Consider the following 21886-nt stretch of genomic DNA (forward strand, 5'->3'; position numbering starts at 1 on the left):
ACATTTTATTACTACAAAAACTCTTAATATAATCATAAAATAACAGTACAAGGAGTTTGAGATGAAGATACTTTTTATAACTATTATTACTTTTTCTATTCTTTATTCACAAACTCCTCCAAAATACTTAAAAGCACCAAAACCTGTTGATTATGTATCAGCAAAAAAGTTTAGTGGCTTATGGTATGAAATTGCAAGAACATACAATAGTTTTGAAAAAGATTGTGTGGCTGCAACTGTTGAGTACATACTCACAGAAGATATGAATTTTCAAATCAAAAACAGATGTTTTGACACTGTAATTGGTGGAGATTTAATTGAATTTAACGGAACAGCAAAACCATTAAACCAAAATACGATGGCACAAATACAAATGACTTATTTCTGGATATTTACTAAAAACTATAGAGTCGTATATTTAAATGAAGACTATTCCAGTGCCGTAGTAGTTGATAATAATATGAATAATTTATGGATTATGAGTAGAACACCCTTTATGAAAAAAGAGAGACTAGATTATATAGTCTCTTTTTTATCTAAATACATGGATACTAAAAGATTAATATATACTCCACAAGATTCGCAAGGACGATACAAATGAATAATGAAAAAAAATTGAAAATAGCAGTCTTAGGAGCAGGAATAAGCGGACTTGGAAGTGCTTACTTATTAAGTAAAAAACATGATGTTGATTTATATGAAAAAGATAATAGATTAGGTGGACATGCTAGAACTTCTCAAGTTGAAGAAGATGGCAAAACATTTGGTGTTGATACAGGATTTTTAGTATTTAACCTTCCTACTTATCCCTTACTTACAAAACTTTTTAAACAACTAGATGTAAAAATTGAAAATAGTGATATGAGTTTTGCTTTTTGGGATCAAAAGAGTAATTTAGCTTATAATGGAGAGTCTTTAAAAGGTATGTATTTTCAAAAGAAAAACATCTTTTCTTACTCTCACAATAAAATGATTCTTGATGTATTAAAATTCAATAAAAAAGCAAATGAAGATTTAGAAAACAATAGTAGTGATTTAGATTTATCTTTAGGTGAATATTTAAAAGATTATTCAAAGTACTTTAAAGAAAGATATATTATTCCAATGGGTTCATCAATTTGGTCAACACCTAGTGATAAAATGAGTGATTTTCCTGCACGTGCATTTTTACGTTTTTTTAAAAATCACGGTTTATTAGGAGTTGATACTCATCATCAGTGGTTAACAGTTAGTGGTGGTTCTATTAATTATGTTGAAAAAATATCAAAGGAAATATCTGGGAAAATATTCAAGAATTCTGATGTAATATCTGTAGTAAGAGAAGATGATAAAGTAATTTTAATACATGAGGATAATTCACAATCAGTTTATGACAAAGTAATCTTTGCAATGCATGCACCTGATGCACTTAACTTAATAGATGAACCAAGTGTAGATGAACTTAGAATTCTCTCATGTTTTGAATATAAAGAAAACAAAGCAGTTTTACATAATGACAAAAAAGCTTTATATCCTGATAAAAAAGTTTATGCGGCATGGAATTATAAAACAAATGGAAAAGATAAAAATGTAACTTTATCATATTGGATAAATAGACTACAAAACTTAAACACTAAAAAAGAGTATTTTGTATCTTTAAATGAAACAGAACAATTAGGTGAAGTAATAGAAAACATTAGCTATGAACATCCTCAATTTGATGCAAAAGCAATTGATGCACAAAGTAAAAGATCTTTAATAAATGGCAAAAACAATACATATTTCGCAGGCGCTTATTGGAGATATGGTTTTCATGAAGATGGTTTATATAGTGCAAATACAATTGCACAAGAGTTTGGATGCCAATTATGAGTCATAAATTTTTTGAAGGAAATATTTACCATAAAAGGTATAGCCCCAAAGTGCATGATTTTAAATATAAGTTTTTTATGATTGATATAAATATATCTAAACTAGAAAAGCTAGATAATAAGTACTTTTCTCAAAACAGTTTTAATCTTTTCTCTTTTAATACAAAAGACCATTTTGGGAATAGTAGTGATTTTAAAGAGAATATAAAAAATTTATTAAAACAATATGACTTAGAACCTACAGAAAAAATGAGGTTTGTTACCTTACCTAGAATTATTGGTTATGTATTTAATCCTATTAGTATTTTAATACTTTTTGAAAATGATAAACCTAGTACTATGCTAGCAGAAGTACATAATTACAATGGTGGAAGAGTTATCTATCATGTCAAATTAGAAACAAATGATAATAAACACTTTAAAGGTAAAACTTTAAAAGATATGTATGTTTCTCCATTTTTTAAAAGAGATGGAGAATATACATTTGATTTAACATATACAAGTAACAATTTTTCAATAGGAATAAATCTTTTTGAAAATGATAAGAAAGTCTTAACTTCTACTTTTGTAGGGAAAAGTCTTGTCTTTAATGAAGTAAATATCATTTCATTATTTTTAAGACATACATTACTTACATTCTGGGTAGTTACAAGAACAATCTGGCAGAGTTTAAAACTTAAATTAAAAGGTCTAAAATGGAATGGACCACAAGCTATTGATCAAATTAGGAGGGCTTAATAATGAAATCATTTTGGAATAACCTAGGAGATAAGTATTTCTCAAAAATCACAAAAGGAACATTAGAAGTAACATTTTGTGATGGAAAAGTAAAAGTATATGGAAATAATCAAGAACCAAAAGCAAAAATGCATTTAACTAATGCAGATTTATTTAGAAGACTTACTCTTTTTGGTGATATTGGTTTTGCAGAAAGTTATATGGATAAAGATTTTGAATGTGATGATTTAACGTCTCTAATTAAAATAGGAATTATAAACTCTGATGCTTTACAAACAAAAAGTGAAGATGAAAAGAAATTCAGTCTTTACAACCTATTTCCAGTTGTAAACAAACTAAAACATATTATGAGAAAAAACTCAAAAACACGTTCTGCTAAAAATATTCAAGAGCACTATGACTTATCAAATGATTTTTTTGAACTGTTTTTAGATGATACTATGATGTACTCTTCTGCTGTATTTGAAAAACCAGATGAACCTTTATTTGAAGCACAAAAAAGAAAAATTGATTTATTAGCAAAAAAATTAAATCTTAAAAAAGGTTCAAAAGTTTTAGAAATTGGTTCTGGTTGGGGAGCAATGGCTATGCACTTAGTAAAAGAGTATGGTTGTGAAGTTACAACTCTAACACTATCAAAAGAGCAAAAAAAGCTTTGTGAGGGTAGATTTAAAGAGAGTAATATAGAAGAGTCTGTAGATGTTATGCTAAAAGATTATAGAGATATGGAAGGACAGTTTGATGCTGTAATTGCTGTTGAAATGTTTGAAGCAGTAGGTCGTGAGTATTTTGATGTATTCTTTAAAAAATGTGAATCTTTATTAAAACCAAGTGGTATTCTTGTTATGCAAATAATCACAATGCCAGATCAAAGATATAGTTCATACTGTAAAGGAACTGATTTCATTCAAAAGTATATCTTCCCAGGAGGACATCTTCCAAGTGTAGGAAAAATATTAGATGTAACTACAAAAAACACAAAATTAAATCTTTTACATATGGAAGAGTTTACTGAGCATTATGCAAAAACTTTAAATATTTGGCATGAAAACTTTAATCAAAAACTAGAAGAAGTTAAAAATTTAGGTTTTGATGAATATTTTATTAGAATGTGGAAAATGTATCTTTGTTATTGTGAAGCAGCATTTTTAACTAGAAATATAAACCTAGTTCAAATTGCTTTTACAAGATATCAAAATATGGATTTAAACGAAGGGCTTGTAGCATGAAACTACAATTCTTCTTCTTAAGTGCAATATTTCTAATTTTTACAGGATGTTCAAAAATGCAAATAGAAGATTTTACAAACAAGGGACCTGAATTTATTCCTCAAGAATATTTCAATGGAAAACTAACTGCTTATGGAATGGTTAAAGATAGAAGTGGAAAAATCATCAAAACTTTTAAAGGTGACTTAGTAGGCTCTTGGGATAAAAATGGTGTTGGAACACTAGATGAAAAATTTGTTTATGATAACGGAGAAAAGCAAACAAGAGTTTGGACATTAACTCCAACAGGAGATAAAACTTTTATAGGAACAGCCGGTGATATAGTTGGTGAAGCAGAAATGATTGCAAATGGAAATACTGTAATGATAGATTATACTATGAGAGTTCCATACAATGATTCTACAATAGATATAAACGTAAAAGATTGGTTACATCTTCAAGAGGATGGAGTTATATTAAATCACACAAAAATGAAAAAGTTTGGTTTTACTGTAGGTGAACTTGTGATTACAATAATAAAAGAATAATATGAAAAATAACTTTGCAATTAGAAAGAGACAAGTGGAATCAATTTTATATTTAATGATAACATTTTTACCTCTATCTTCAATTGCAAACTATTTCCATAATAGAATTGAGTTCACTTATTTATATACAATATCTTCAATAATAACACTATATATTTTCTATAAATACAAAAAGAAAAAACATATAAGTAAAATTGCAAAGCAAATTTTAATTCTTCTTTATATAATTTTTTTTAGCTTCCTAATTTTAGGGGATCAAAGAAGTTTTGATATTTTTTGGGTTTTAACACTACCTTTGATTGTAGTAACAATTGAAAATTACAAAAACTTAAAAAAGTGGCTATATTTATTTTTATTTTTACTTATTTTATCACTAGTCTTATCTTACTTAGATTTAGAAATTATAAGCTATGACAGTTTTGCTTTATGGTCTTTACTTTGGGCTGGTATTTTTATATCTTATATGTCGTATGATTATAAAAGAAATCAAAATGATTTAAAAAAACAGATTAAAGAGTATCAAAATAATTTAGAAAAAAAAGTTGAAAAAGCAACAGAAAAAATTTTAGATTTAAATACAGACTTAGAAGAAACACAAAAAGAAATCATACAAAGACTAGGAACCTTAGGAGAATACAGATCAAATGAAACAGGAGCTCATGTTTATCGAGTTGGTCTTTATTCAAAAAAATTAGCACTTTTGGCTGGTTTAGATGAACATACAGCCGAACAACTAAATTTAACTGCACCCCTTCATGATATTGGTAAAGTTGGAATTGAAGACTCAATTTTAAATAAAGCAGGGAAATTAACAAATCAAGAATTTACAATAATGAAAGCTCACTCAAAAATAGGTGCAGCCATACTATCAAACTCAAAAAAACCTTTAATTCAAATGGCTTGTGAAATTGCAGGAGGTCATCATGAAAAATGGGATGGTTCTGGATATCCAAGAGGTTTAAAAAAAGAAGAAATACCATTAAGTGCTCGAATTGTTGCAATTGCAGATGTTTTTGATGCCCTATTTTCTAAAAGAGTTTATAAAGAAAAATGGAATTTAACTGAGATTGAAAACTTTTTTAAAGAAAATAGTAGTTTTCATTTTGATCCTAAACTTTGTGATTTATTTTTACAAAACATCGATCAATTTAGAAACATATATAATGAAAACCCAAACTAAATTAGGTTTTATAAGATTCTTTTTTCAAGATATTCTCTAAACTCTTTAGCTCCATCTTTTGAGCTTGTTACAACATCATCAATTCCTTCAAATGATATCTCTAATTTGGATTGTTCCATACTTTGCATAGATTTGATTTTATCTACATTTACAATACAAGACCTATGAATTCTAAAGAAGTTTTTTCCCTTCAGTAGTTTTTCCATATCACCTATTTTTTTTCTTACATAAGCATCTGTATGTTTAATTTTAATAATAACTTCATCCAAATCTGCTTTAATATAAAAAATATCTTCTATATCAATCAAATAGAGTTTATTCCCTCTTTTTGCCATAATTCTTTTTGAACTATCAATATCTTCTTTAATCATATATTTTTCAATCTTCTCTAAAGATTTTTTTATACTTTCATTCGATATAGGTTTTAATAAGTAATCAACACCACCACTTTGGAAAGCTTCTAAGGCATGTTCAGAGTATGCTGTTTGAAAGATTATAAAAGTCTTAGGGTTAATATCTAAGATAGCTTGAGCAAGCTCTAAACCACTCATATTTGGCATAGATATATCTAAAAATGCGATATCAAACTTCTCTTTTGATACAAGTTTTATAGCATCAATTGGATTATTACACTCTTGTATATCTGTAACACCCTCTTCTTCTAAAAGTCTTTTTAATCTACTAAGTGCCAGTTTTTCATCATCTACTATAAGTGTTTTCAATTTTTACCTTTTAATTCTATTATAAAATACATTTTATCATTCTCTTTCTTATAAGTTAAGTTTCCAATATTTAAAAGTTCTAATCGATTTTTTAGATTACTTAAACCTGTTCCAAAACTTACATTTTCACTTAGTCTTCCATCATTAGAAACAATAATATTATCATCTTTAATTGTAATATCTATATTTAACTCTTTTGAATTAAATCCATGTTTAATAGCATTTTCTACAAGAAGTTGAATTGAAAACTTTGGTATTTCTATTTTTTTAAAATCTTTTGAAATATTTGTTTGAAGTTTAATATTATCATCAAATCTAATATTTTCTATTTTTAAATAAGTTTCAACCATCTTTATTTCACTTTCAAGTTCAATCAGTGAATCCCTAGTAATTGCATTTCTTAAAAACTTCGATAAATCTAAAGTTGCCTTCTCTGCTTTTTTTTGATCTAAATATATAAGTTCTGAAATAGAATTCAAAGCATTAAACAAAAAATGAGGATTCAATTCATTTTCTAAGGCTTTTATTTTAGAATCAAGAACTTCACTTTTTATAGATTCATTCTTATATTTCATTGAAATAAATTGATGTAGAATTAAACCAATTAAAAAAGTAAAAAAACCAATCACAATACTAATATAAATCCAAATAGGTTTTAAAAAACTTATAATTGGAAAATCAGTAAATGAAAAAAGAGCATAAGAAACTACAAAGCCTAAAAAGCCAGAAAGAAAAGAGAATATAAAACTAATTAAATACCAAAACTTTTCATTTATTCTAGGAAGAATTAAATCATTTGATATAGATATAAAAACAAAAGCACTTAAAGAAATAGATACAGCACTAGTTGTACCAAAAAGTATAGTTGAGAATTCTTTTAAATTAGCATTTATTAAAAATAAGAAAAATGAAATAAAGAAACCAAAAAAGGCTCCAATTATAATAATATACACCCAATCAAGTCTTGATATTTTAAGCTCTACATTAGACATTTAACTCCTTATTTAAAACCTCTACACCAATAGCAACACCTGGCCATCCTTGACCTGCAAATATTGTATCACCAACATTGAATAATCCTTCAAAAGGAGTTCTACAACTAGGCGTTTGTAAAATATTTTTAAATGTTATTGCTTTTCCGCCACAATTGTATCTATTTATATACTTTTTAAAAGTATTAGAAGTAGCGCTATGAATATCTATTATATCTTCTTTTTTCAAGCTTTCAAAGTTTTCTAAAAAATTGTTTATTATAAAATTTTGAGTTATTTCTTTTTGTTTTTTATACTCTTCTTTTGAAAGACTTTTCCAAAAAACTGCTTTTGTATGAGTTGAAATTGTGACACTGTAGCCATTTTTTGAAAGTTTCTCATCATCTTTTGAAGAAAATGATATAAAAAAAGATTGAGATATAGCATTTGGAATATTTTTATCTAATATAATTTGATAATGATGTAAAAAGTCTTCTTTTGAATCAAGTGTTAAATTTATTACAAAAGCACTTTGATCTGAGAAAGAAAAGCTATCATAATATTTTTTAATTTTCACATCATCAAAAAGTGAAGCACTATCATAAATAGATGAGTTTAAAATAACTTGTTTTGCTTTATACTCATTTTTTGAAGAAATTACTCTATAAAACTCTTTTTCTTTTATAATTTTTAAAATTTGTTCTTTTTTATGTACATTTATATCTTTTAATAAACCATCAAACAAACTTCCCATTCCATTATTTACATAAAAAACATCATGAAAAGGATAAGACAATCCTAAAGCAAGTGATAGCAAAGGAATATCTTTTGAGGTAGTTTGTATAGTAATAAGCAATTGTGAGTCTATAAAGGCTCTATATTCATCACTAATACCATATAAAGTTTCATCTATGAAGCTATTTGCACTTTTTAATACATCTAGTTTAAAAACTTTTAATATTTCTATTACGGCATTTGCAGTTTTAAAATATGAAGAAAAGTTGTATTTAGCGTAATGTAGTTTTTGTAAACTCCAAAACTTCTCATCTAAAGTTTTAATAGTATTCCAAAATATTCTATTATTTTTATGAGGATAAACCCTGTCCATATTATCAATAAAAGTATCAAAATCTTTTACTCTATCAACAGCTTTTTTATTTTGAATAACTCTAATAGCAACTTCACTTTTTTTAATATCTGGAGTATAATTTGCTTTATCAAAAATCTTTTTTATAGGATGATTCTGTTCATATCCAACAAATGTTGTAGCTCCTGAATTATAATAGTTTCCTTTTCTTTTAAAAGTACTTCCACATCCTCCAAGATTAGAATCTTTTTCAAATAGTATTAGGTTTTTATCACTATTGAGTGCAGAGATTAAAGAACCTCCCATTCCTGAACCTATTACAGCTATATCAAAATTGTTCATTCTTAGCTTCTTTAAACTTATCTATTGCTCTTTGTCTTGATAGTTTTATATCTACAATTGCTTTTGGATATTCAACAAATAAGTTTGATTGTAAAGCATTTTCAATATGAAATAATTTTGGCTCTATATTTTCAAACTCTTTAAATACACTTTTAATAAATATGCCATCTTTATCAAACTTTTGTGATTGAGTATAAGGATTAAAAACTCTAAAATATGGAGCAGCATCAGCACCAGTACTTGAACTCCATTGCCATGAACCTACATTTGAACTAGCTTCATAATCTAGTAGTTTTTTTGCAAAATATTCTTCACCTTTTTTCCAATCTACAAATAAGTTTTTTGTCAAAAATGATGCAACTACCATTCGTAAACGATTATGCATAAGTCCAGTATTATTTAAGTGTATCATTGCAGCATCAATAATTGGAACACCAGTTTTACCTTCACACCACTTTATAAAATCCTCTTCATTTTCATTCCACTTAATTTCAAGTTTATTAAGATTATCAAATTCAGAATGTGGAAAATGAAATAGAATATAGTTATAAAACTCTCGCCAAAAAATCTCTCTTATAAAAAATTCGCAATCAGCAGAACCAAAAGATTTAAAGTAGTTAAAAACTTGTTTTGGTGAAATTAAACCAAATCTTAAATGAACTGATATTTTAGAGCTTGCATCTATATAAAAAAAATCTCTTTCTTCTTGATACTTATTTACTTTTGCTCTAAACTCTTCTAAAAGTTCAATTGCATCTTTAGATAAAAACTCTGGCAACTCTTGGGATTCAAATCCCATTTGCTCTAAAGTAGGTATAAAAGAGTAATCAAACTCTATTTTTTCTAGATTTTTATTAAAAGAATACTCTTCAATGTTATACGATTGTGTGATTATATTTAAAGATTTATAAAATGGTGTAAATACTTTATATGGAGTATTGTCTTTTTTCAAATGTGAATTTGGATTTAAAATAAAAGAATCAATAAACCTTTTTATAGGAAGTATAGACTCAATTTCTTCATCTCTATTTTTTGCATAAGAGTCAAAATCAACTGAGCATAATACCTCATCAAAACCATCTTTTTTTAAGTTTGTGAAAACATTTTTTGGTTCATCAAAAAATATAGCTAAATCAAGATTTAATCCCTGTAGTTTTTTCTTTAGTTCTAAAACAGATTTATAAATAAAAGTAACTCTTTTATCATTTTTATCAAGTTTTTTTAAGATATTTTTATCAAAAATAAAAATTGGCAATACATTTTTGCTAGCATTTGCTAAAAGTGCACTATCTTCTACTCTTAAATCTCTTCTAAACCAAAGAACTTGTCTCATCGATACGCCTCTACTTTTGATCTTAAAGCTAATTCTTTAGGATAAGGGTTTAAAAACTTTTGTGTTTTTAAGTACTCGATATTAAATCTTTTAATATAAAGATTAAGTATTTTTATAACAGCAATTAGAGGAATCACTTCATTTTTAAACTCTTCTAATGTATCTAATATCTCTGTTTTTTCATCTTTTGATATATCTTTTTTAAAGTACCCATATAAGTGAAGTAATACATTGTAAGTATTTGAAATACTTCCTTTTAAGCTAATAGCATTTAAAAATGCATGCTTATAATCTTCTAAAACAATTTTGATATCTTTTTTATCATGGTTTGCTACAATTTGTCCTAATTCTTTATATGACTGATGTGATTTTGCATAAATCATATATTTGTATGAAGTGTGGAACTCTACTAAGTCTTTTGCAGATGGATTATTTTTTAAAAATTCAAAAATATTTTTGTATGAAAATATTTGCATTAAGAAGTTTTCTCTAAGCCAAGCATCGCCTAGTCTTCCCTCTTCTTCTAAAGGCAATAAAGGATATTTATCTTTTAATTCTTTAGCAAATACACCTATTCCATTTTTTTCACTCATTGCATTTTTTTTAGATGCATAAACTTTTACACGCTCTAAACCACAAGTAGGAGACTTTGATTTTAAAATAAAACCACATAAATCATCATCTTGAATCTGGTTTGCAAGCTGTTTTGAAATATCTACTAATTTAGAAGTTACATCAACATTCTCTGTAGATGTTTTTACTCTTATATCCTCATCTTCAGTTCTAACTAACCTAATAGCTTCTCTTGGTGTTGTAAAAATCATCTTTTCTGGACAATAAGGTACAAACTCAAAATAATCACCTAACATATCAGTAATAAACCTATCTCTTGAATGACCACCATCATAACGACAATTTGTTCCTAGTAAACAAGAAGAAATCCCTAATTTCATATCAAATCCTTTTGTGAATTATATTACATTAGTATATTCTTTAGTAGCTAAAAAATGTTAGTTTATAAATATCTATATTTAAATAATCTTTTCTTGCCCAATTCTATAAAGTGCAAAATCATATTTGATTGGGTCAGAAAAATCAAACTCTTTTAATTTTTCTGTTATTAACAATGCTGATTTTAAATCATAAGTTTTTCTACTTAATAATCCTAGTTTTTGAGATACTTTAAAAGTATGAGTATCTAAAGGTAAAATCAAATCTTTTTTATCAATTCCATTCCATAAGCCTAAATCAAGCTCATCAGACCTTACCATCCAACGTAAGAACATATTCCATCTTTTATATGGTGCATTTCCAATCTCTTTTATATTTCCCTCTTTATCTCTTTTAAGAGGACTTGAAACTAAAAAAGTAAAACCTTGTGATTTGTAGTTTGCAACTTGATGTATTTTACTTATAACAAAATCTAATCCCTCTAGTGTTGAATTATTTTTAGAATATCCTTCTAAAAAAAGTTCATTTAAACTATAAGATTGTTTTAGTTTTTTAAATGTTTTGAATACTACTTTTATATCTTCACTTGTTTGAAATCTATAATAAAAAGAGTCTAACTCTTTATCTATTTTTTCATCACTTGCATTAAGAAGTGAAAAATCTAAAGTATCTAAAAACTTCACTATCATAGAAGCTTTTCCATAAGCAAAAAGTGCACATAAAAGTATTACATATTCATCTTTGTATCTACTTGCAACTAAAAGTGGGTCTGGTTTATCGTATGATAATTCATAGTGCTTATTTCGTGAAGAAACTTCGTCATTTAAAAGTTTTTTTATCTTATTCATTAAGTATCCAATATTTGATTTGCTATAATACCGATAATTAAAGAAAAAGAGTGTTAAATGAATAATATATTAATTACAGGATGTTCTACAGGTATTGGATTAGAAGCAGCATTGGTTCTTAAGAACAATGGTTTTAAAGTCTATGCAAGTGCTAGAAAAGAAGAAGATGTAAAAAAACTTGAAAACCTTGGCTTTGAGGCATTTAAAATAGATGTTACAAATAAAGAAGAAATTACAAATGCTTTTACTACTATTTTACAAAATGATAAAAAATTAGACGCAGTATTTAACAATGCAGGATTTGGGCAACCAGGTGCAATTGAAGATATTACAACTGAGGTTTTAAAAGAGCAATTTGAAACAAACTTTTTTGGACTACATGAAGTTACTATTCAAGCTATGAAAATATTTAGAAAACAAGGCTTTGGAAAAATAATCCAACATAGTTCAGTTTTAGGAATAATATCACTGAAATTTAGAGGTGCTTATAATGCAAGTAAATATGCGATTGAGGGATTAAATGATACATTAAGACAAGAAGTAATGGGTTCAAATATATTTATTAGTACTATAAACACAGGACCAGTAACTTCAGAGTTTAGAGCAAATGCTTTAAAAAACTTTGATAAAAATGTAGATATAGAAAATAGCTATTTTAACAAAGTATATAAAGAAGAATTAAAAAAAAGATTAGAATCAAAAGAAGATAATACTCCATTTACACTTCCAGCATCTTCTGTTGCAAATGTGGTATTTGATATTATGAATACTAAGAAACCAAAGCCTAGATATTATGTGACAAAAGCAACTTATCTTTTAGGCTTCTTTAAAAGAATCCTATCCACTTCACTTATGGATAAACTTCTTAATAAAATGTAAGAAAAGCTTAGCTTTTCTTCATATTTATAATCAATTCTTGAATTGATTTTTGTACAGATGTTTTTAAAGCATCTTCAAGCAGTACTTTATTATTTAGTAAATCATCTTCTCTGTAATACTTAGAATCATTTACAACTCTATCACTATAGATTACAACACCATTTTTATTTACTATTTCTAAGTCTAGAAAAACTTTTAAGTATGCATTTGAAGTTAATATTGCTCTATCAATTACATATTTAGGTACAAATAAATGAACTTGATAATCTGCTCCAAAAGCTACATACTTATTTTTATAATATGCATCATTCCTCATAGCATTTGAAAACTCATTTTTTACTATATCTTGTAAAGATACATTATGAACAGCAATACTTTTTTCTAAATCTAAGGCTTCGTCATTTACTATATCAGGTCTTAAAACTGTATTCATACTAACACCCACATGTCTAGAAAGACTTCCCCCTACTCCTAATCCAATTGAAAAAGGGCTAGGTACAGTTTTTGGAGCTGACAGAATTACTACCTTCTTATATAAAGAAAAAGTATTCATTTGTTCATTTATTTTTACTTGATTTTTTGAAGAACAAGCTGTGAAAAGTAGTATTATTGAAAGAAGTAAAATATTTGATATATATTTCATGATAAGTTTCCTAGTTATTTTTAATACATATTAACATAAGAAATTAAAAATTTTAATTATGGGTTTTGTATTTCTTTAGTATTAAATTTACTTTGTAAATAATCCGAGATTTGAATAAGACAAAAGGTGATTAAAAATATCATTAAACCTGGAAAGAAACTAACCCACCAAGCTATATCAATTACGCTTTTTCCATCACTAAGTAATGAACCCCAAGACATTTGTGGAGGATTAATCCCTAAACCTAGAAACGAAAGCCCTGACTCAGCTAAAATAGAACCCCCTACTCCAAAAGTAAATGATATTAAAAAAATTGGTGCTAATAAGGGAGCAAAGTACTTAAAAATGATTTTCATAGTTGAAACATTTGATAGTTTTAGTATTTTAATATAAGGTTTATTTCCAATTGCAAAACTTTCACTTCTAATTAATCTTGCCATCCCCATCCATCCTGTAATTGAAATAACAATTATCAAAATAACAGAAGATGCTTGAATATATGAAACTAATGCTAAAAGAAGAAAAAAGGTAGGGAAAGTTAAAAATAAATCAATAACAATAGTAATCGTTTTATCAATATTACCTTTAAAATATCCTGCGTTTATTCCAATAAATAAACCAATCAGTGAAGAAATACTTGCAGCTAAAAACCCTATTATAAGAGAGGTTTGTCCACCTTGAAGTATTCTAGCTAGTACATCTCTTCCTAATCTATCTGTTCCAAATAGATGTTGTAAAGATGGGCTTTCTAGTATTTTTAAAGGATTTAATTCGTAAGCAGATGTTGTGTAAAAAAATGGCAATAAAAAAACTAATCCAATTAGCGAAATTAATAAATATACTGCAAATTTAAACATCTTACTTTTTCTTCTTTTCTATGAGTATTTATAATATGATAAAGAACTCTTCCCAAACTTTTTAGTCTTAGATAAAGAAAATTTACCAAGTGTTTGTGGAATCTCTAAAGTTGATACATGTTCAACAATAATCATAAAAATATTTTCATTTTCTATTTCTTCAATCATTTTAAATGACTTTTGATAAATATCTTCCATTCCATCTCTGTAATCAAATGGTGGGTCAATATATAAAATCACTTCATCATTTGAGTTTTTTACTGATGAAAGAATATTTGGTGTTTGTACAAAAGTATCACCTAATTGTGTTTCACACTTGTTCATATCAATAGCTTTACAGTTTTTAATAAGAATGCTATATGAATTTTTATTTAATTCTACAAAATATGCTCTTTTAGCATCTCTTGAAATCGCTTCAAGTCCAATAGAACCTGAACCTGCAAAAGATTCAATAAAAATCTTATCAATTATATCAAATTGTAAAACATTAAATAGTGATTCTTTAAGTCTTGACTTTGAACTTCTTGTAACTTCTAGTGAAGGTAAAGATATAGTTTTACCTTTATATTTACCTGCTATTATTTTTGTTGTTGGTGTATTAACTTTCATTTTTCTCTTATATCTTTTATTTTTTATCTAGCGTATGATAAAGCTCGTAATTCTCTGATTACATTAACTTTAATCTCACCTGGATATTGAACTTTTTCTTCAATCTCTTTTGCAATTTCAGTTGCTAATATAACTGCCTCATCATCATTTACTAATTCAGCTTTAACTATTACTCTAACTTCTCGACCTGCGTTAATTGCATAAGCATTTAACACACCTGGTTTAGCTGTTGAAATATTTTCAACCTCTTCTACTCTTTTTAAGAAGCTTTCTAATACTTCTCTTCTTGCACCTGGTCGTGCCGCACTTAATGCATCTGCTGCACAAACTGCTGCTGATTCAACATTTATAGGCTCTTCATGTCCATGATGTGCATAAATTGCATTTATAACAGTATCAGGTTCTTCATATCTTCTACAAATATCTGCACCTAAATCGACATGAGATCCTGGCATTTCATGAGTTAAAGCTTTACCAATATCATGTAATAATCCAGCACGTCGTGCTAAAATCGCATCTCCACCCATTTGTGATGCTAATAATCCAGCTAAATGAGAAACTTCTAAAGTATGTGCTAATGCATTTTGACCATAAGAAGCTCTATATCTTAGACGTCCTACAAGTTTTATAAGCTCAGAATGCATAGTTTTAATTCCAAGTTCATGAATTACATCTTCACCCTCTTTTTGAATGTTATTATCAAATTCAGTTTTTACTTTTGAATAAACTTCTTCAATTCTAGCAGGTTGGATTCTTCCATCTTCTAATAAAACTTCAATTGTTTTAGTAGCAATTGCACGTCTATAAAGATTAAAAGAAGAGATAGTAATAGTATTTGGAGTATCATCAATAATAACATCAACACCTAATAACATCTCAAGAGCTTTAATATTTCGCCCCTCTTTACCAATAATTTTTCCCTTTGTTTCATCATCTTTAATAGGTAAATTATTAATAAGTCTCTCAGCTGCAAACTCACCTGCATATCTAGTAACTGCATGTGAAAGCATATTATTAATCTCATTTTTTGTATTTGCTTCTGCGATTTTATATTTTTTTCTAAAAATAGAAGAAATTTGAGCTCTTGAGTCTTCTTTTACTTTTTCAAGCATTAGCTCTTTTGCTTCTTCAACTGTAAGACCACAGCCATTTTCAAGAATTTTAATTGCTTCTTGTGTTTTTAATTCATAACTCTTTTTTTGTTTTTCTAAACCATCTTTAATTGTAGTGATTTTTTTGTTTTTTTCTACAATCTCTTCTTTTTCAGATTTAATTATTCTTAATTCTGATTCAAGATGTTCGTTTAATTCTCTCTCTTTTTTTTCAATCTTAGAAAGCATAGTGTCATATTCACGTCTTGCATTTTTGAACTCTCTATCACAATCAATTTTTGCTTTTAATTGAGAATCTTTTAAAGAAACTTCTGCCTCATGCTCTATAACTTTTGCTTTTGCCTTTGCTTGTTCAATAAAAACTTGAAACTTAGCCTTATCAATTTTTCTAACTACTATTGTACTAATAATTGCAGTAATAATTGCAACTAGTACACATCCAATAATATATTCCATATTCAAAACCTTAATTAGTTATTATATAATCTGCTTGAATATCGTAACTTTCAGATAAAATTTTGTCGCTTTGACAAAGTATTAATTGTGTAAAAACTAGTGTTGGTTTATAAGATATTCTGTCAAAAAACCTATCATACATCCCTTTACCATAGCCTATTCGTTTACCAATAGCGTCTATTCCTACAACAGGTACTATTGCTAAATCAATCTTTTTAGGTTTTAAAAAAGAGTTATTAGGTTCCTTAATTCCAAACTTCTTTTTTTGTAAAGGTAATCTATACTTGACTATCTTAAAACTGTCACCTTCCATATAAGGAACATAAACATTTTTGTTTTTTCTTAATTTATTAATTAATGGATTTACATTAACTTCAATACCTAGTGGTATATATAATAAAATATTTTTTGCTTTGCTTCTATTTATAAAATTTTCTAATTTTTTAATTACAATTTTGTCTTTATAATACTTTGAAGTGACACTTGTAAATTTTAATCTTTTTATACACGATTTTCTAAAATCACTTTTGTGATTCAATTCCATTTTTAAGCCTCACTTGGGTAAAATTCCTACCCAACAAATAATTTTACCAAAAGGAATTAAAATGCAGTTTAAAACATTAGCATTTTTGTCAATATTATCAATTTTAGTACTAAGTGGATGTGATTCAAAGACAGAAAATGAAAGTTCTAATAAAGCAGAGAAAAAAGAAGTAGTAGTTAAAAAAACAAACTTTATATTAAAGACAACAGATAATCTAGATTTAAATGTAAAAGTTGATGGTGATAAAATAATCTTTAAAGATTATCCTGAAAAATTAGTATTATTAAACTTTTTTGCAACTTGGTGTCCACCATGTAAAGCAGAGATTCCAAACCTTATTGAGCTACAAAATAAATATGCAAATGATTTTAAAGTTGTATCAGTTTTACTAGAAGATAATAAATCAAATGAAGATATTATTGAATTTATAAATGAATATAAAATCAATTATGCTGTTACAAATGGAAAACAAAACTTCCTTTTATCAGAAGCATTAGGTGAAATCAAATCTATTCCAACTATGTTCTTATTAGATAAAGAATCAAAAATCTTCCAAAAATATGTAGGCATAGTTCCTGTTGAAATGATGGAAATTGATATTAAAAAACTTTTAGAAAAATAGAGGTATAAATGTTTAGTTTTTTTAAAAAGAAAAAAGTTGAAAAAGAAGAGCCTAAAGAAGAGCTTGTAGTAAAAGAAGAAATTCCAAAAGAGAGTGAAGAAAAAGCTCAAGAGTCAATTGAAGAAACTATTGCTGAAAAAGTTGAAGAGATTGCAGTTCAAGAAGAAAAGATAGAAGAAGTTATTGAAGAAAAACTTGAAGAAGTTCAAGAAGTAATAGCTCCACAAAAAGAACCTAAAGAAGAGAAAAAAGGCTTTTTCTCAAGAGCTTTAGAAAAAACATTTGGAACTATTAAAACAGTAATTCCAACAAAAAAAGAAAAAATTGCTTTTGATGATATTGAAGAGATGCTTATTGAAGCAGATATGGAATATGAAATTATTGAAAAAGCAATGGACGGATTACCTGAAGAGATTACAAGAAAACAGTTAAGACACAGACTTGTAATGCTTTTTGAACACGCACCAGAAGTTGATTTAAACAATTTGCCAAAACCTTTTGTAAGATTAATCATAGGTGTTAATGGAGCTGGAAAAACTACAACTATTGCAAAATTAGCAAATAGATCAAAAAAAGAGGGGAAATCTGTAATCTTAGGAGCAGGTGATACTTTTAGAGCAGCAGCAATTGAACAGCTTTCAACTTGGGCAGATAAATTAGATGTTCCTATTATAAAAACAAAACAAGGTCATGATTCAAGTGCAGTAGCCTATGATACTATTTCTTCAGCAATTGCTAGAAATATTGATAATGTTATTATTGATACAGCAGGAAGACTACAAACACAAAAAAATCTTAATAATGAACTTATTAAAATTGTAAAAGTTTGTAATAAAGCACAAGAAAATGCACCACATCAAAAACTTATGATTTTAGACGGAACTCAAGGAAATACAGCGATTGCTCAAGCTAAAGCATTTAATGAAATGGTTGGTATTGATGGAATTATTGTAACTAAACTTGATGGTACTGCAAAAGGTGGAGCATTGTTCTCTATTTCAAATCAACTTGAACTTCCAATATTCTTTGTAGGAGTTGGTGAAAAGCAAGATGATTTAATCGAATTTTCACCTGATAATTTTGTAGATTCATTACTTGATGAAATTTATATAGAAGAAGAAAAATAGTTATTCTAAAAATAAATATAGATATTATTTAAATTAATATTTAATATCTATATATTATATATCAATACTTTTAAATATTATTAAATTAAAAAAGTGTATACTCTATTAAGGATTATACTATGAAAACATCTATTATAATTACAAGTATTTTTTTTACACTTACAGCTTATTCACAAAGTTTATCTCTTTACCTTGAAAATGATGTTATAGATAAAGAAGACAAACACTATACAAATGGAACTTCTATTGTATATGTAAGTAATTCATATGAAAATAGTTTTATTAATAAAATTCCAACACCTTTTTCTCAAACTAAAAATGCAAATTTTGGATTAGCTTTTAGTAGATTGACTTTTACGCCAAGTACTATAAAACAAAAGAATAAAATAGTTGGTGACTTGCCATATGCAGGTATTGTAAATTTAGATTTTTTTATTTATAAATGGAATGAATCTTTTTTTCATAAGTATATGTTAACTTTAGGAATGGTTGGAAAGAGTACTAAAAGTGAGCAGTTTCAAAAAGCCTTTCATAATATTACAGGGAATACCCAACCCAAAGGATGGGATAATCAACTAAAAGATGATTTTTTATATAATTTTTCTTATAATTTTGGACATAAATCTTATAAAAAAACCTTTGACTATGGGAAACTAGATATAAATAATAGTTTTAGAATTGATTTAGGAAACTATAATCGTGCGGTAAATATAAGCTCTATGATTAGATATGGAAAAGGATACCCTGATAACTTTAATACAGTAGGAAGACTTATAGGTTCAAATGAAAATAAACAATTAAATATTAAAAGAAAAAACAGTAAAGATATAAATTGGTCTATATCTTATGGTTTAGCTTATACATATACTGATTTTTTTTACGTAAATGATTATGATAAGTCTTATAATCTTGAAAAAATCAAAGGAACATTAAGTCAAATAATTTCTCTTGATAGCTATTTTCAAGATTATATAATATCATTTAATTATAAAACTAATAAATCTCTATTTATAAAAAATGATAATTCAAATTGGGCTGGAATATCTTTAGTATATTTATTCTAAAAAAGTAGAAACTTTTCTAAAATATCTTTCAATATCTTCAAAAGAGTGACTTCCACCATCTTCTATAATAAGCTCTGTTTCTTCTAATTTATCAGCAGCTTCATTATAATCCAATACCTCATCATCTGTTTGTAAAAGTGTTAAAATATTACTAGGATTCTTAAGCATTACAACTTCAAAGTTTCTTAGAGATTGCACATGAGAATGATTAAATTCAAATTTTGAATTATCGTAATAATTTATAGCCATCTCTTCTTCATCTTTTCTATAGCTTTCTAAAGTAATCCAGGGAATTACAGCAGGGTTTATTAATACAGCTTTTAAATCATACTTATTTGCAAGAAAAAGGGCATAAAATCCACCAAGTGATGAACCTATTAAAGATACTTTTATTCCACGATTTATAAAAGCTTCAATTATTTGCTCTAAAGTTGCTATTGCTAAAGCAGGAATTGTTGGCAGAGTTGGAGTTATCATTTCTTCTTCAAAATATTCTAAAAACTTTTGTGCTTTAACACCAAAGCCTGCACTTGCAAATCCATGTATATATATAATCATTTTTGTCCTTTTAAACTATTTTTCAAATTTTTCGCTGCACTTGCATATCCACCATTTGAACCATCAACAAAATGTATATGTTTCCCATGTCTTTGAAAAATAAGACATGTCATTAAAGATGAATCTGACTTATGCAAACCATATTGTAAATTTTTATTTTTTGATTCATCTTCTAAATAAGTTTCAAGCTTTTTTGTTTGTTCAAAACTAGTTGCAACTACCATTCGTAGCATATCATCAAATTTTTCAGTATCTGCAGTTTTTATTATTTTATCTTTATAATTACCCCATAATGATACTTTATTTTTTATTAAATAAGCACCTAATGCATTAATTAACTTAAATTTTAAACTTATCAAATGTTTTATAATATAACTTTTAGAATAAATAGAAGCTTCTACATTTAATTCTTTACTTTTAAAACTTAGTTTTAAATTTTCATCTATAATTGGATGTCTAAGAGTATTATTACCTAAAATTTCATCTAAGTCTCTTAATATTTTTTCATAATGACTTTCATCAAAAGCTTTAATAATTATAGAAAGATTCTCTTCTTTTGGAGTTTTTATAGCTTTCCATCTACACTCTAAGCCACTTATATCAAGCTTAAAAGTATCATCAACTTTTTCTTTTATTAGATATTCATCACTTGATTTTAAAAGCTCATCACATAACTCTAAGCCTCCACCTTTGATTAAAGCTTGAGTATAATCTTTTGAAACTTTATATTTAGTAATTAAAATTTGCTTATGTCTTTTAATAATCTCTTCAATAGAAATAATACCAACTCGTAAATTTAAAGAATAAGACTCTTTAGCAATTTTTTTTACAGCAAGCAGTGCTTGTGCAGTTTGATTGTATATTGATTTAGGAATTAATAAAAAAGAACCATCACCTCCAAACACAAAAGGTATATCCAAACTCTTCTTGATATTTAAAATAGAGATAATACTCAAAGCTCCAACCATATTTACTTCTTTATACTTTCCTGCCTCAATTGCCTTAGTTGATCCTATTACATCAGAAACAACAACAAACCAATCTTTAGGAGCACTTTCATAAAACTCATTGTTTGATAAAGAGTATAAATCATCTATTTGCTTTAAATTTAAATAAAAATCTTCATTCATTACAATTTTCTTCTTTTAAATATTCACGTAAAGCTTTTCTTGAAGCTTTATCTACTAAATTAAATAGCTTATCAATCTCATCTTTTTCTTTTGTTTTCTTATGACCCTTTACTTTTTTAAAACTACAGTTAGTATTTTCATTTATAGCATCTATTCTTTTATAAAATTTCTTATAAAGCTCATGGTTTTTAACTATTTTGCCAGTACTTGTATAATAATCATTTAACTCTAATTTTTCTCTTCTTTTCTCTAGCCCAAGTATATTTTGACAATCAGTATATATTAGAATTTCATCTTTTTCAAATTTTAAATCATCAAAGGCCCAAAGTAAAACCTCAAGTTCTAATTTAGTTGAAGAAGTCTCTTCAAACTTTTTAATTTTTATATTTTGATTTATTAGTTTTTGATTATAAATAAAATAAGCTCCAAAGCCTATTTTTCTTTGTGGATTAACACTTCCATCACAAAATAATATTATTTGTTCCATCATCATCCTCTTTAATGATG

General features: G+C 26.8%; 24 protein-coding genes. 10 read left to right on the plus strand and 14 right to left on the minus strand.

Annotated elements, in window-relative coordinates; genetic code table 11:
• Window positions 1-61 precede the first annotated feature (61 nt).
• The 6 genes from GBG18_RS00390 to GBG18_RS00415 are packed head-to-tail and all read left to right on the plus strand — an operon-like array spanning window position 62 to window position 5524.
• On the plus strand, window positions 62-601 hold the full coding sequence (locus GBG18_RS00390; protein ID WP_152187350.1) for a lipocalin family protein: 540 nt from the start codon (window positions 62-64) through the stop codon (window positions 599-601).
• Window positions 598-1851, plus strand: a complete 1254-nt coding sequence (locus tag GBG18_RS00395; protein ID WP_226896461.1) for an NAD(P)/FAD-dependent oxidoreductase — start codon at window positions 598-600, stop codon at window positions 1849-1851. Before GBG18_RS00390 ends, GBG18_RS00395 begins: the two co-directional genes overlap by 4 nt.
• Window positions 1848-2588 (plus strand): DUF1365 domain-containing protein, encoded by a 741-nt coding sequence (locus tag GBG18_RS00400; RefSeq protein WP_152187351.1) that lies wholly within the window; start codon window positions 1848-1850, stop codon window positions 2586-2588. Before GBG18_RS00395 ends, GBG18_RS00400 begins: the two co-directional genes overlap by 4 nt.
• Window positions 2589-2590: 2 nt before the next feature.
• The gene (locus GBG18_RS00405) at window positions 2591-3817 is read left to right on the plus strand and encodes an SAM-dependent methyltransferase (RefSeq protein ID WP_152187352.1); all 1227 of its coding nucleotides are present in this window, start codon (window positions 2591-2593) and stop codon (window positions 3815-3817) included.
• On the plus strand, window positions 3814-4344 hold the full coding sequence (locus GBG18_RS00410; protein ID WP_152187353.1) for a DUF3833 domain-containing protein: 531 nt from the start codon (window positions 3814-3816) through the stop codon (window positions 4342-4344). Before GBG18_RS00405 ends, GBG18_RS00410 begins: the two co-directional genes overlap by 4 nt.
• 1 nt (window position 4345) lies before the next feature.
• Window positions 4346-5524, plus strand: coding sequence for an HD-GYP domain-containing protein (locus GBG18_RS00415; protein WP_152187354.1), 1179 nt, complete (start codon window positions 4346-4348; stop codon window positions 5522-5524).
• A gap of 8 nt (window positions 5525-5532) precedes the next feature.
• On the opposite strand, the gene GBG18_RS00420 is transcribed toward GBG18_RS00415, so the two are convergent.
• The 6 genes from GBG18_RS00420 to GBG18_RS00445 all read right to left on the minus strand — a co-directional run bounded on the left by GBG18_RS00420 (window position 5533) and on the right by GBG18_RS00445 (window position 11778).
• Window positions 5533-6246: a LytR/AlgR family response regulator transcription factor gene (locus GBG18_RS00420; RefSeq protein ID WP_152187355.1), complete on the minus strand. Its 714-nt coding sequence runs from the start codon at window positions 6244-6246 to the stop codon at window positions 5533-5535.
• On the minus strand, window positions 6243-7238 hold the full coding sequence (locus GBG18_RS00425; protein ID WP_152187356.1) for a sensor histidine kinase: 996 nt from the start codon (window positions 7236-7238) through the stop codon (window positions 6243-6245). Before GBG18_RS00425 ends, GBG18_RS00420 begins: the two co-directional genes overlap by 4 nt.
• Entirely contained in the window at window positions 7231-8646 is a 1416-nt protein-coding gene (locus GBG18_RS00430; protein WP_152187357.1) for a phytoene desaturase family protein, read from the minus strand. The genes GBG18_RS00425 and GBG18_RS00430 overlap by 8 nt, the downstream gene beginning before the upstream one ends.
• Complete coding sequence (locus GBG18_RS00435) at window positions 8633-9979, minus strand: cryptochrome/photolyase family protein (RefSeq protein WP_152187358.1); 1347 nt, start codon at window positions 9977-9979, stop codon at window positions 8633-8635. The genes GBG18_RS00430 and GBG18_RS00435 overlap by 14 nt, the downstream gene beginning before the upstream one ends.
• The gene (locus GBG18_RS00440) at window positions 9976-10932 is read right to left on the minus strand and encodes a YbgA family protein (protein ID WP_152187359.1); all 957 of its coding nucleotides are present in this window, start codon (window positions 10930-10932) and stop codon (window positions 9976-9978) included. Before GBG18_RS00440 ends, GBG18_RS00435 begins: the two co-directional genes overlap by 4 nt.
• A gap of 78 nt (window positions 10933-11010) precedes the next feature.
• Window positions 11011-11778: a TIGR02757 family protein gene (locus GBG18_RS00445; protein ID WP_152187360.1), complete on the minus strand. Its 768-nt coding sequence runs from the start codon at window positions 11776-11778 to the stop codon at window positions 11011-11013.
• Between the two features lie 57 nt (window positions 11779-11835).
• Between GBG18_RS00445 and GBG18_RS00450 the strand changes: the two genes are divergently transcribed.
• Window positions 11836-12657 carry an SDR family NAD(P)-dependent oxidoreductase gene (locus GBG18_RS00450; protein WP_152187361.1) on the plus strand — a complete coding sequence of 274 codons (822 nt, stop codon included), beginning with the start codon at window positions 11836-11838 and terminating at the stop codon, window positions 12655-12657.
• Between the two features lie 7 nt (window positions 12658-12664).
• Here the strand turns inward: GBG18_RS00450 and GBG18_RS00455 are convergent, their stop codons facing one another.
• The 5 genes from GBG18_RS00455 to GBG18_RS00475 are packed head-to-tail and all read right to left on the minus strand — an operon-like array spanning window position 12665 to window position 16878.
• A complete protein-coding gene (locus GBG18_RS00455) occupies window positions 12665-13300 on the minus strand; it encodes a hypothetical protein (RefSeq protein ID WP_152187362.1) in 636 nt (211 codons plus the stop codon).
• A gap of 56 nt (window positions 13301-13356) precedes the next feature.
• Window positions 13357-14157 carry an ABC transporter permease gene (locus tag GBG18_RS00460; protein WP_152187363.1) on the minus strand — a complete coding sequence of 267 codons (801 nt, stop codon included), beginning with the start codon at window positions 14155-14157 and terminating at the stop codon, window positions 13357-13359.
• Window positions 14158-14175: 18 nt separating this feature from the next.
• A complete protein-coding gene (gene rsmD / locus GBG18_RS00465) occupies window positions 14176-14766 on the minus strand; it encodes a 16S rRNA (guanine(966)-N(2))-methyltransferase RsmD (protein ID WP_152187364.1) in 591 nt (196 codons plus the stop codon).
• A gap of 23 nt (window positions 14767-14789) precedes the next feature.
• Window positions 14790-16334, minus strand: a complete 1545-nt coding sequence (rny, locus tag GBG18_RS00470; protein WP_152187365.1) for a ribonuclease Y — start codon at window positions 16332-16334, stop codon at window positions 14790-14792.
• 10 nt (window positions 16335-16344) lie between these two features.
• Window positions 16345-16878 (minus strand): 5-formyltetrahydrofolate cyclo-ligase, encoded by a 534-nt coding sequence (locus GBG18_RS00475; protein ID WP_152187366.1) that lies wholly within the window; start codon window positions 16876-16878, stop codon window positions 16345-16347.
• A gap of 61 nt (window positions 16879-16939) precedes the next feature.
• Between GBG18_RS00475 and GBG18_RS00480 the strand changes: the two genes are divergently transcribed.
• The 3 genes from GBG18_RS00480 (at window position 16940) to GBG18_RS00490 (ending at window position 19691) form a co-directional block, all read left to right on the plus strand.
• A complete protein-coding gene (locus GBG18_RS00480) occupies window positions 16940-17500 on the plus strand; it encodes a TlpA family protein disulfide reductase (RefSeq protein ID WP_152187367.1) in 561 nt (186 codons plus the stop codon).
• A gap of 215 nt (window positions 17501-17715) precedes the next feature.
• Window positions 17716-18627, plus strand: coding sequence for a signal recognition particle-docking protein FtsY (gene ftsY, locus GBG18_RS00485; protein ID WP_152187474.1), 912 nt, complete (start codon window positions 17716-17718; stop codon window positions 18625-18627).
• A 119-nt stretch (window positions 18628-18746) separates the two neighbouring features.
• On the plus strand, window positions 18747-19691 hold the full coding sequence (locus GBG18_RS00490; RefSeq protein WP_152187368.1) for a lipid A deacylase LpxR family protein: 945 nt from the start codon (window positions 18747-18749) through the stop codon (window positions 19689-19691).
• Here the strand turns inward: GBG18_RS00490 and GBG18_RS00495 are convergent.
• The 3 genes from GBG18_RS00495 to GBG18_RS00505 are packed head-to-tail and all read right to left on the minus strand — an operon-like array spanning window position 19683 to window position 21866.
• Complete coding sequence (locus GBG18_RS00495) at window positions 19683-20249, minus strand: YqiA/YcfP family alpha/beta fold hydrolase (RefSeq protein ID WP_152187370.1); 567 nt, start codon at window positions 20247-20249, stop codon at window positions 19683-19685. The two genes, GBG18_RS00490 and GBG18_RS00495, sit on opposite strands and share 9 nt — an antisense overlap.
• Window positions 20246-21379, minus strand: coding sequence for a DUF3095 domain-containing protein (locus GBG18_RS00500; RefSeq protein ID WP_152187372.1), 1134 nt, complete (start codon window positions 21377-21379; stop codon window positions 20246-20248). Before GBG18_RS00500 ends, GBG18_RS00495 begins: the two co-directional genes overlap by 4 nt.
• A complete protein-coding gene (locus tag GBG18_RS00505; protein WP_152187373.1) occupies window positions 21372-21866 on the minus strand; it encodes a ribonuclease HI in 495 nt (164 codons plus the stop codon). Before GBG18_RS00505 ends, GBG18_RS00500 begins: the two co-directional genes overlap by 8 nt.
• Between the last annotated feature and the right edge of the window lie 20 nt (window positions 21867-21886).

The organism is Poseidonibacter ostreae, assembly GCF_009208075.1.
Classification (GTDB): domain Bacteria; phylum Campylobacterota; class Campylobacteria; order Campylobacterales; family Arcobacteraceae; genus Poseidonibacter; species Poseidonibacter ostreae.

What these genes read in the sequence shown, in the direction of transcription:
- GBG18_RS00390 (WP_152187350.1), top strand. Translation starts at nt 62, where the DNA reads ATGAAGATACTTTTTATAACTATTATTACTTTTTCTATTCTTTATTCA.
- GBG18_RS00395 (WP_226896461.1), top strand. Translation starts at nt 598, where the DNA reads ATGAATAATGAAAAAAAATTGAAAATAGCAGTCTTAGGAGCAGGAATA.
- GBG18_RS00400 (WP_152187351.1), top strand. Translation starts at nt 1,848, where the DNA reads ATGAGTCATAAATTTTTTGAAGGAAATATTTACCATAAAAGGTATAGC.
- GBG18_RS00405 (WP_152187352.1), top strand. Translation starts at nt 2,591, where the DNA reads ATGAAATCATTTTGGAATAACCTAGGAGATAAGTATTTCTCAAAAATC.
- GBG18_RS00410 (WP_152187353.1), top strand. Translation starts at nt 3,814, where the DNA reads ATGAAACTACAATTCTTCTTCTTAAGTGCAATATTTCTAATTTTTACA.
- GBG18_RS00415 (WP_152187354.1), top strand. Translation starts at nt 4,346, where the DNA reads ATGAAAAATAACTTTGCAATTAGAAAGAGACAAGTGGAATCAATTTTA.
- GBG18_RS00425 (WP_152187356.1), bottom strand. Translation starts at nt 7,238, where the DNA reads ATGTCTAATGTAGAGCTTAAAATATCAAGACTTGATTGGGTGTATATT.
- GBG18_RS00430 (WP_152187357.1), bottom strand. Translation starts at nt 8,646, where the DNA reads ATGAACAATTTTGATATAGCTGTAATAGGTTCAGGAATGGGAGGTTCT.
- GBG18_RS00435 (WP_152187358.1), bottom strand. Translation starts at nt 9,979, where the DNA reads ATGAGACAAGTTCTTTGGTTTAGAAGAGATTTAAGAGTAGAAGATAGT.
- GBG18_RS00440 (WP_152187359.1), bottom strand. Translation starts at nt 10,932, where the DNA reads ATGAAATTAGGGATTTCTTCTTGTTTACTAGGAACAAATTGTCGTTAT.
- GBG18_RS00445 (WP_152187360.1), bottom strand. Translation starts at nt 11,778, where the DNA reads ATGAATAAGATAAAAAAACTTTTAAATGACGAAGTTTCTTCACGAAAT.
- GBG18_RS00450 (WP_152187361.1), top strand. Translation starts at nt 11,836, where the DNA reads ATGAATAATATATTAATTACAGGATGTTCTACAGGTATTGGATTAGAA.
- GBG18_RS00455 (WP_152187362.1), bottom strand. Translation starts at nt 13,300, where the DNA reads ATGAAATATATATCAAATATTTTACTTCTTTCAATAATACTACTTTTC.
- GBG18_RS00460 (WP_152187363.1), bottom strand. Translation starts at nt 14,157, where the DNA reads ATGTTTAAATTTGCAGTATATTTATTAATTTCGCTAATTGGATTAGTT.
- rsmD (WP_152187364.1), bottom strand. Translation starts at nt 14,766, where the DNA reads ATGAAAGTTAATACACCAACAACAAAAATAATAGCAGGTAAATATAAA.
- rny (WP_152187365.1), bottom strand. Translation starts at nt 16,334, where the DNA reads ATGGAATATATTATTGGATGTGTACTAGTTGCAATTATTACTGCAATT.
- GBG18_RS00475 (WP_152187366.1), bottom strand. Translation starts at nt 16,878, where the DNA reads ATGGAATTGAATCACAAAAGTGATTTTAGAAAATCGTGTATAAAAAGA.
- GBG18_RS00480 (WP_152187367.1), top strand. Translation starts at nt 16,940, where the DNA reads ATGCAGTTTAAAACATTAGCATTTTTGTCAATATTATCAATTTTAGTA.
- GBG18_RS00490 (WP_152187368.1), top strand. Translation starts at nt 18,747, where the DNA reads ATGAAAACATCTATTATAATTACAAGTATTTTTTTTACACTTACAGCT.
- GBG18_RS00495 (WP_152187370.1), bottom strand. Translation starts at nt 20,249, where the DNA reads ATGATTATATATATACATGGATTTGCAAGTGCAGGCTTTGGTGTTAAA.
- GBG18_RS00500 (WP_152187372.1), bottom strand. Translation starts at nt 21,379, where the DNA reads ATGAATGAAGATTTTTATTTAAATTTAAAGCAAATAGATGATTTATAC.
- GBG18_RS00505 (WP_152187373.1), bottom strand. Translation starts at nt 21,866, where the DNA reads ATGGAACAAATAATATTATTTTGTGATGGAAGTGTTAATCCACAAAGA.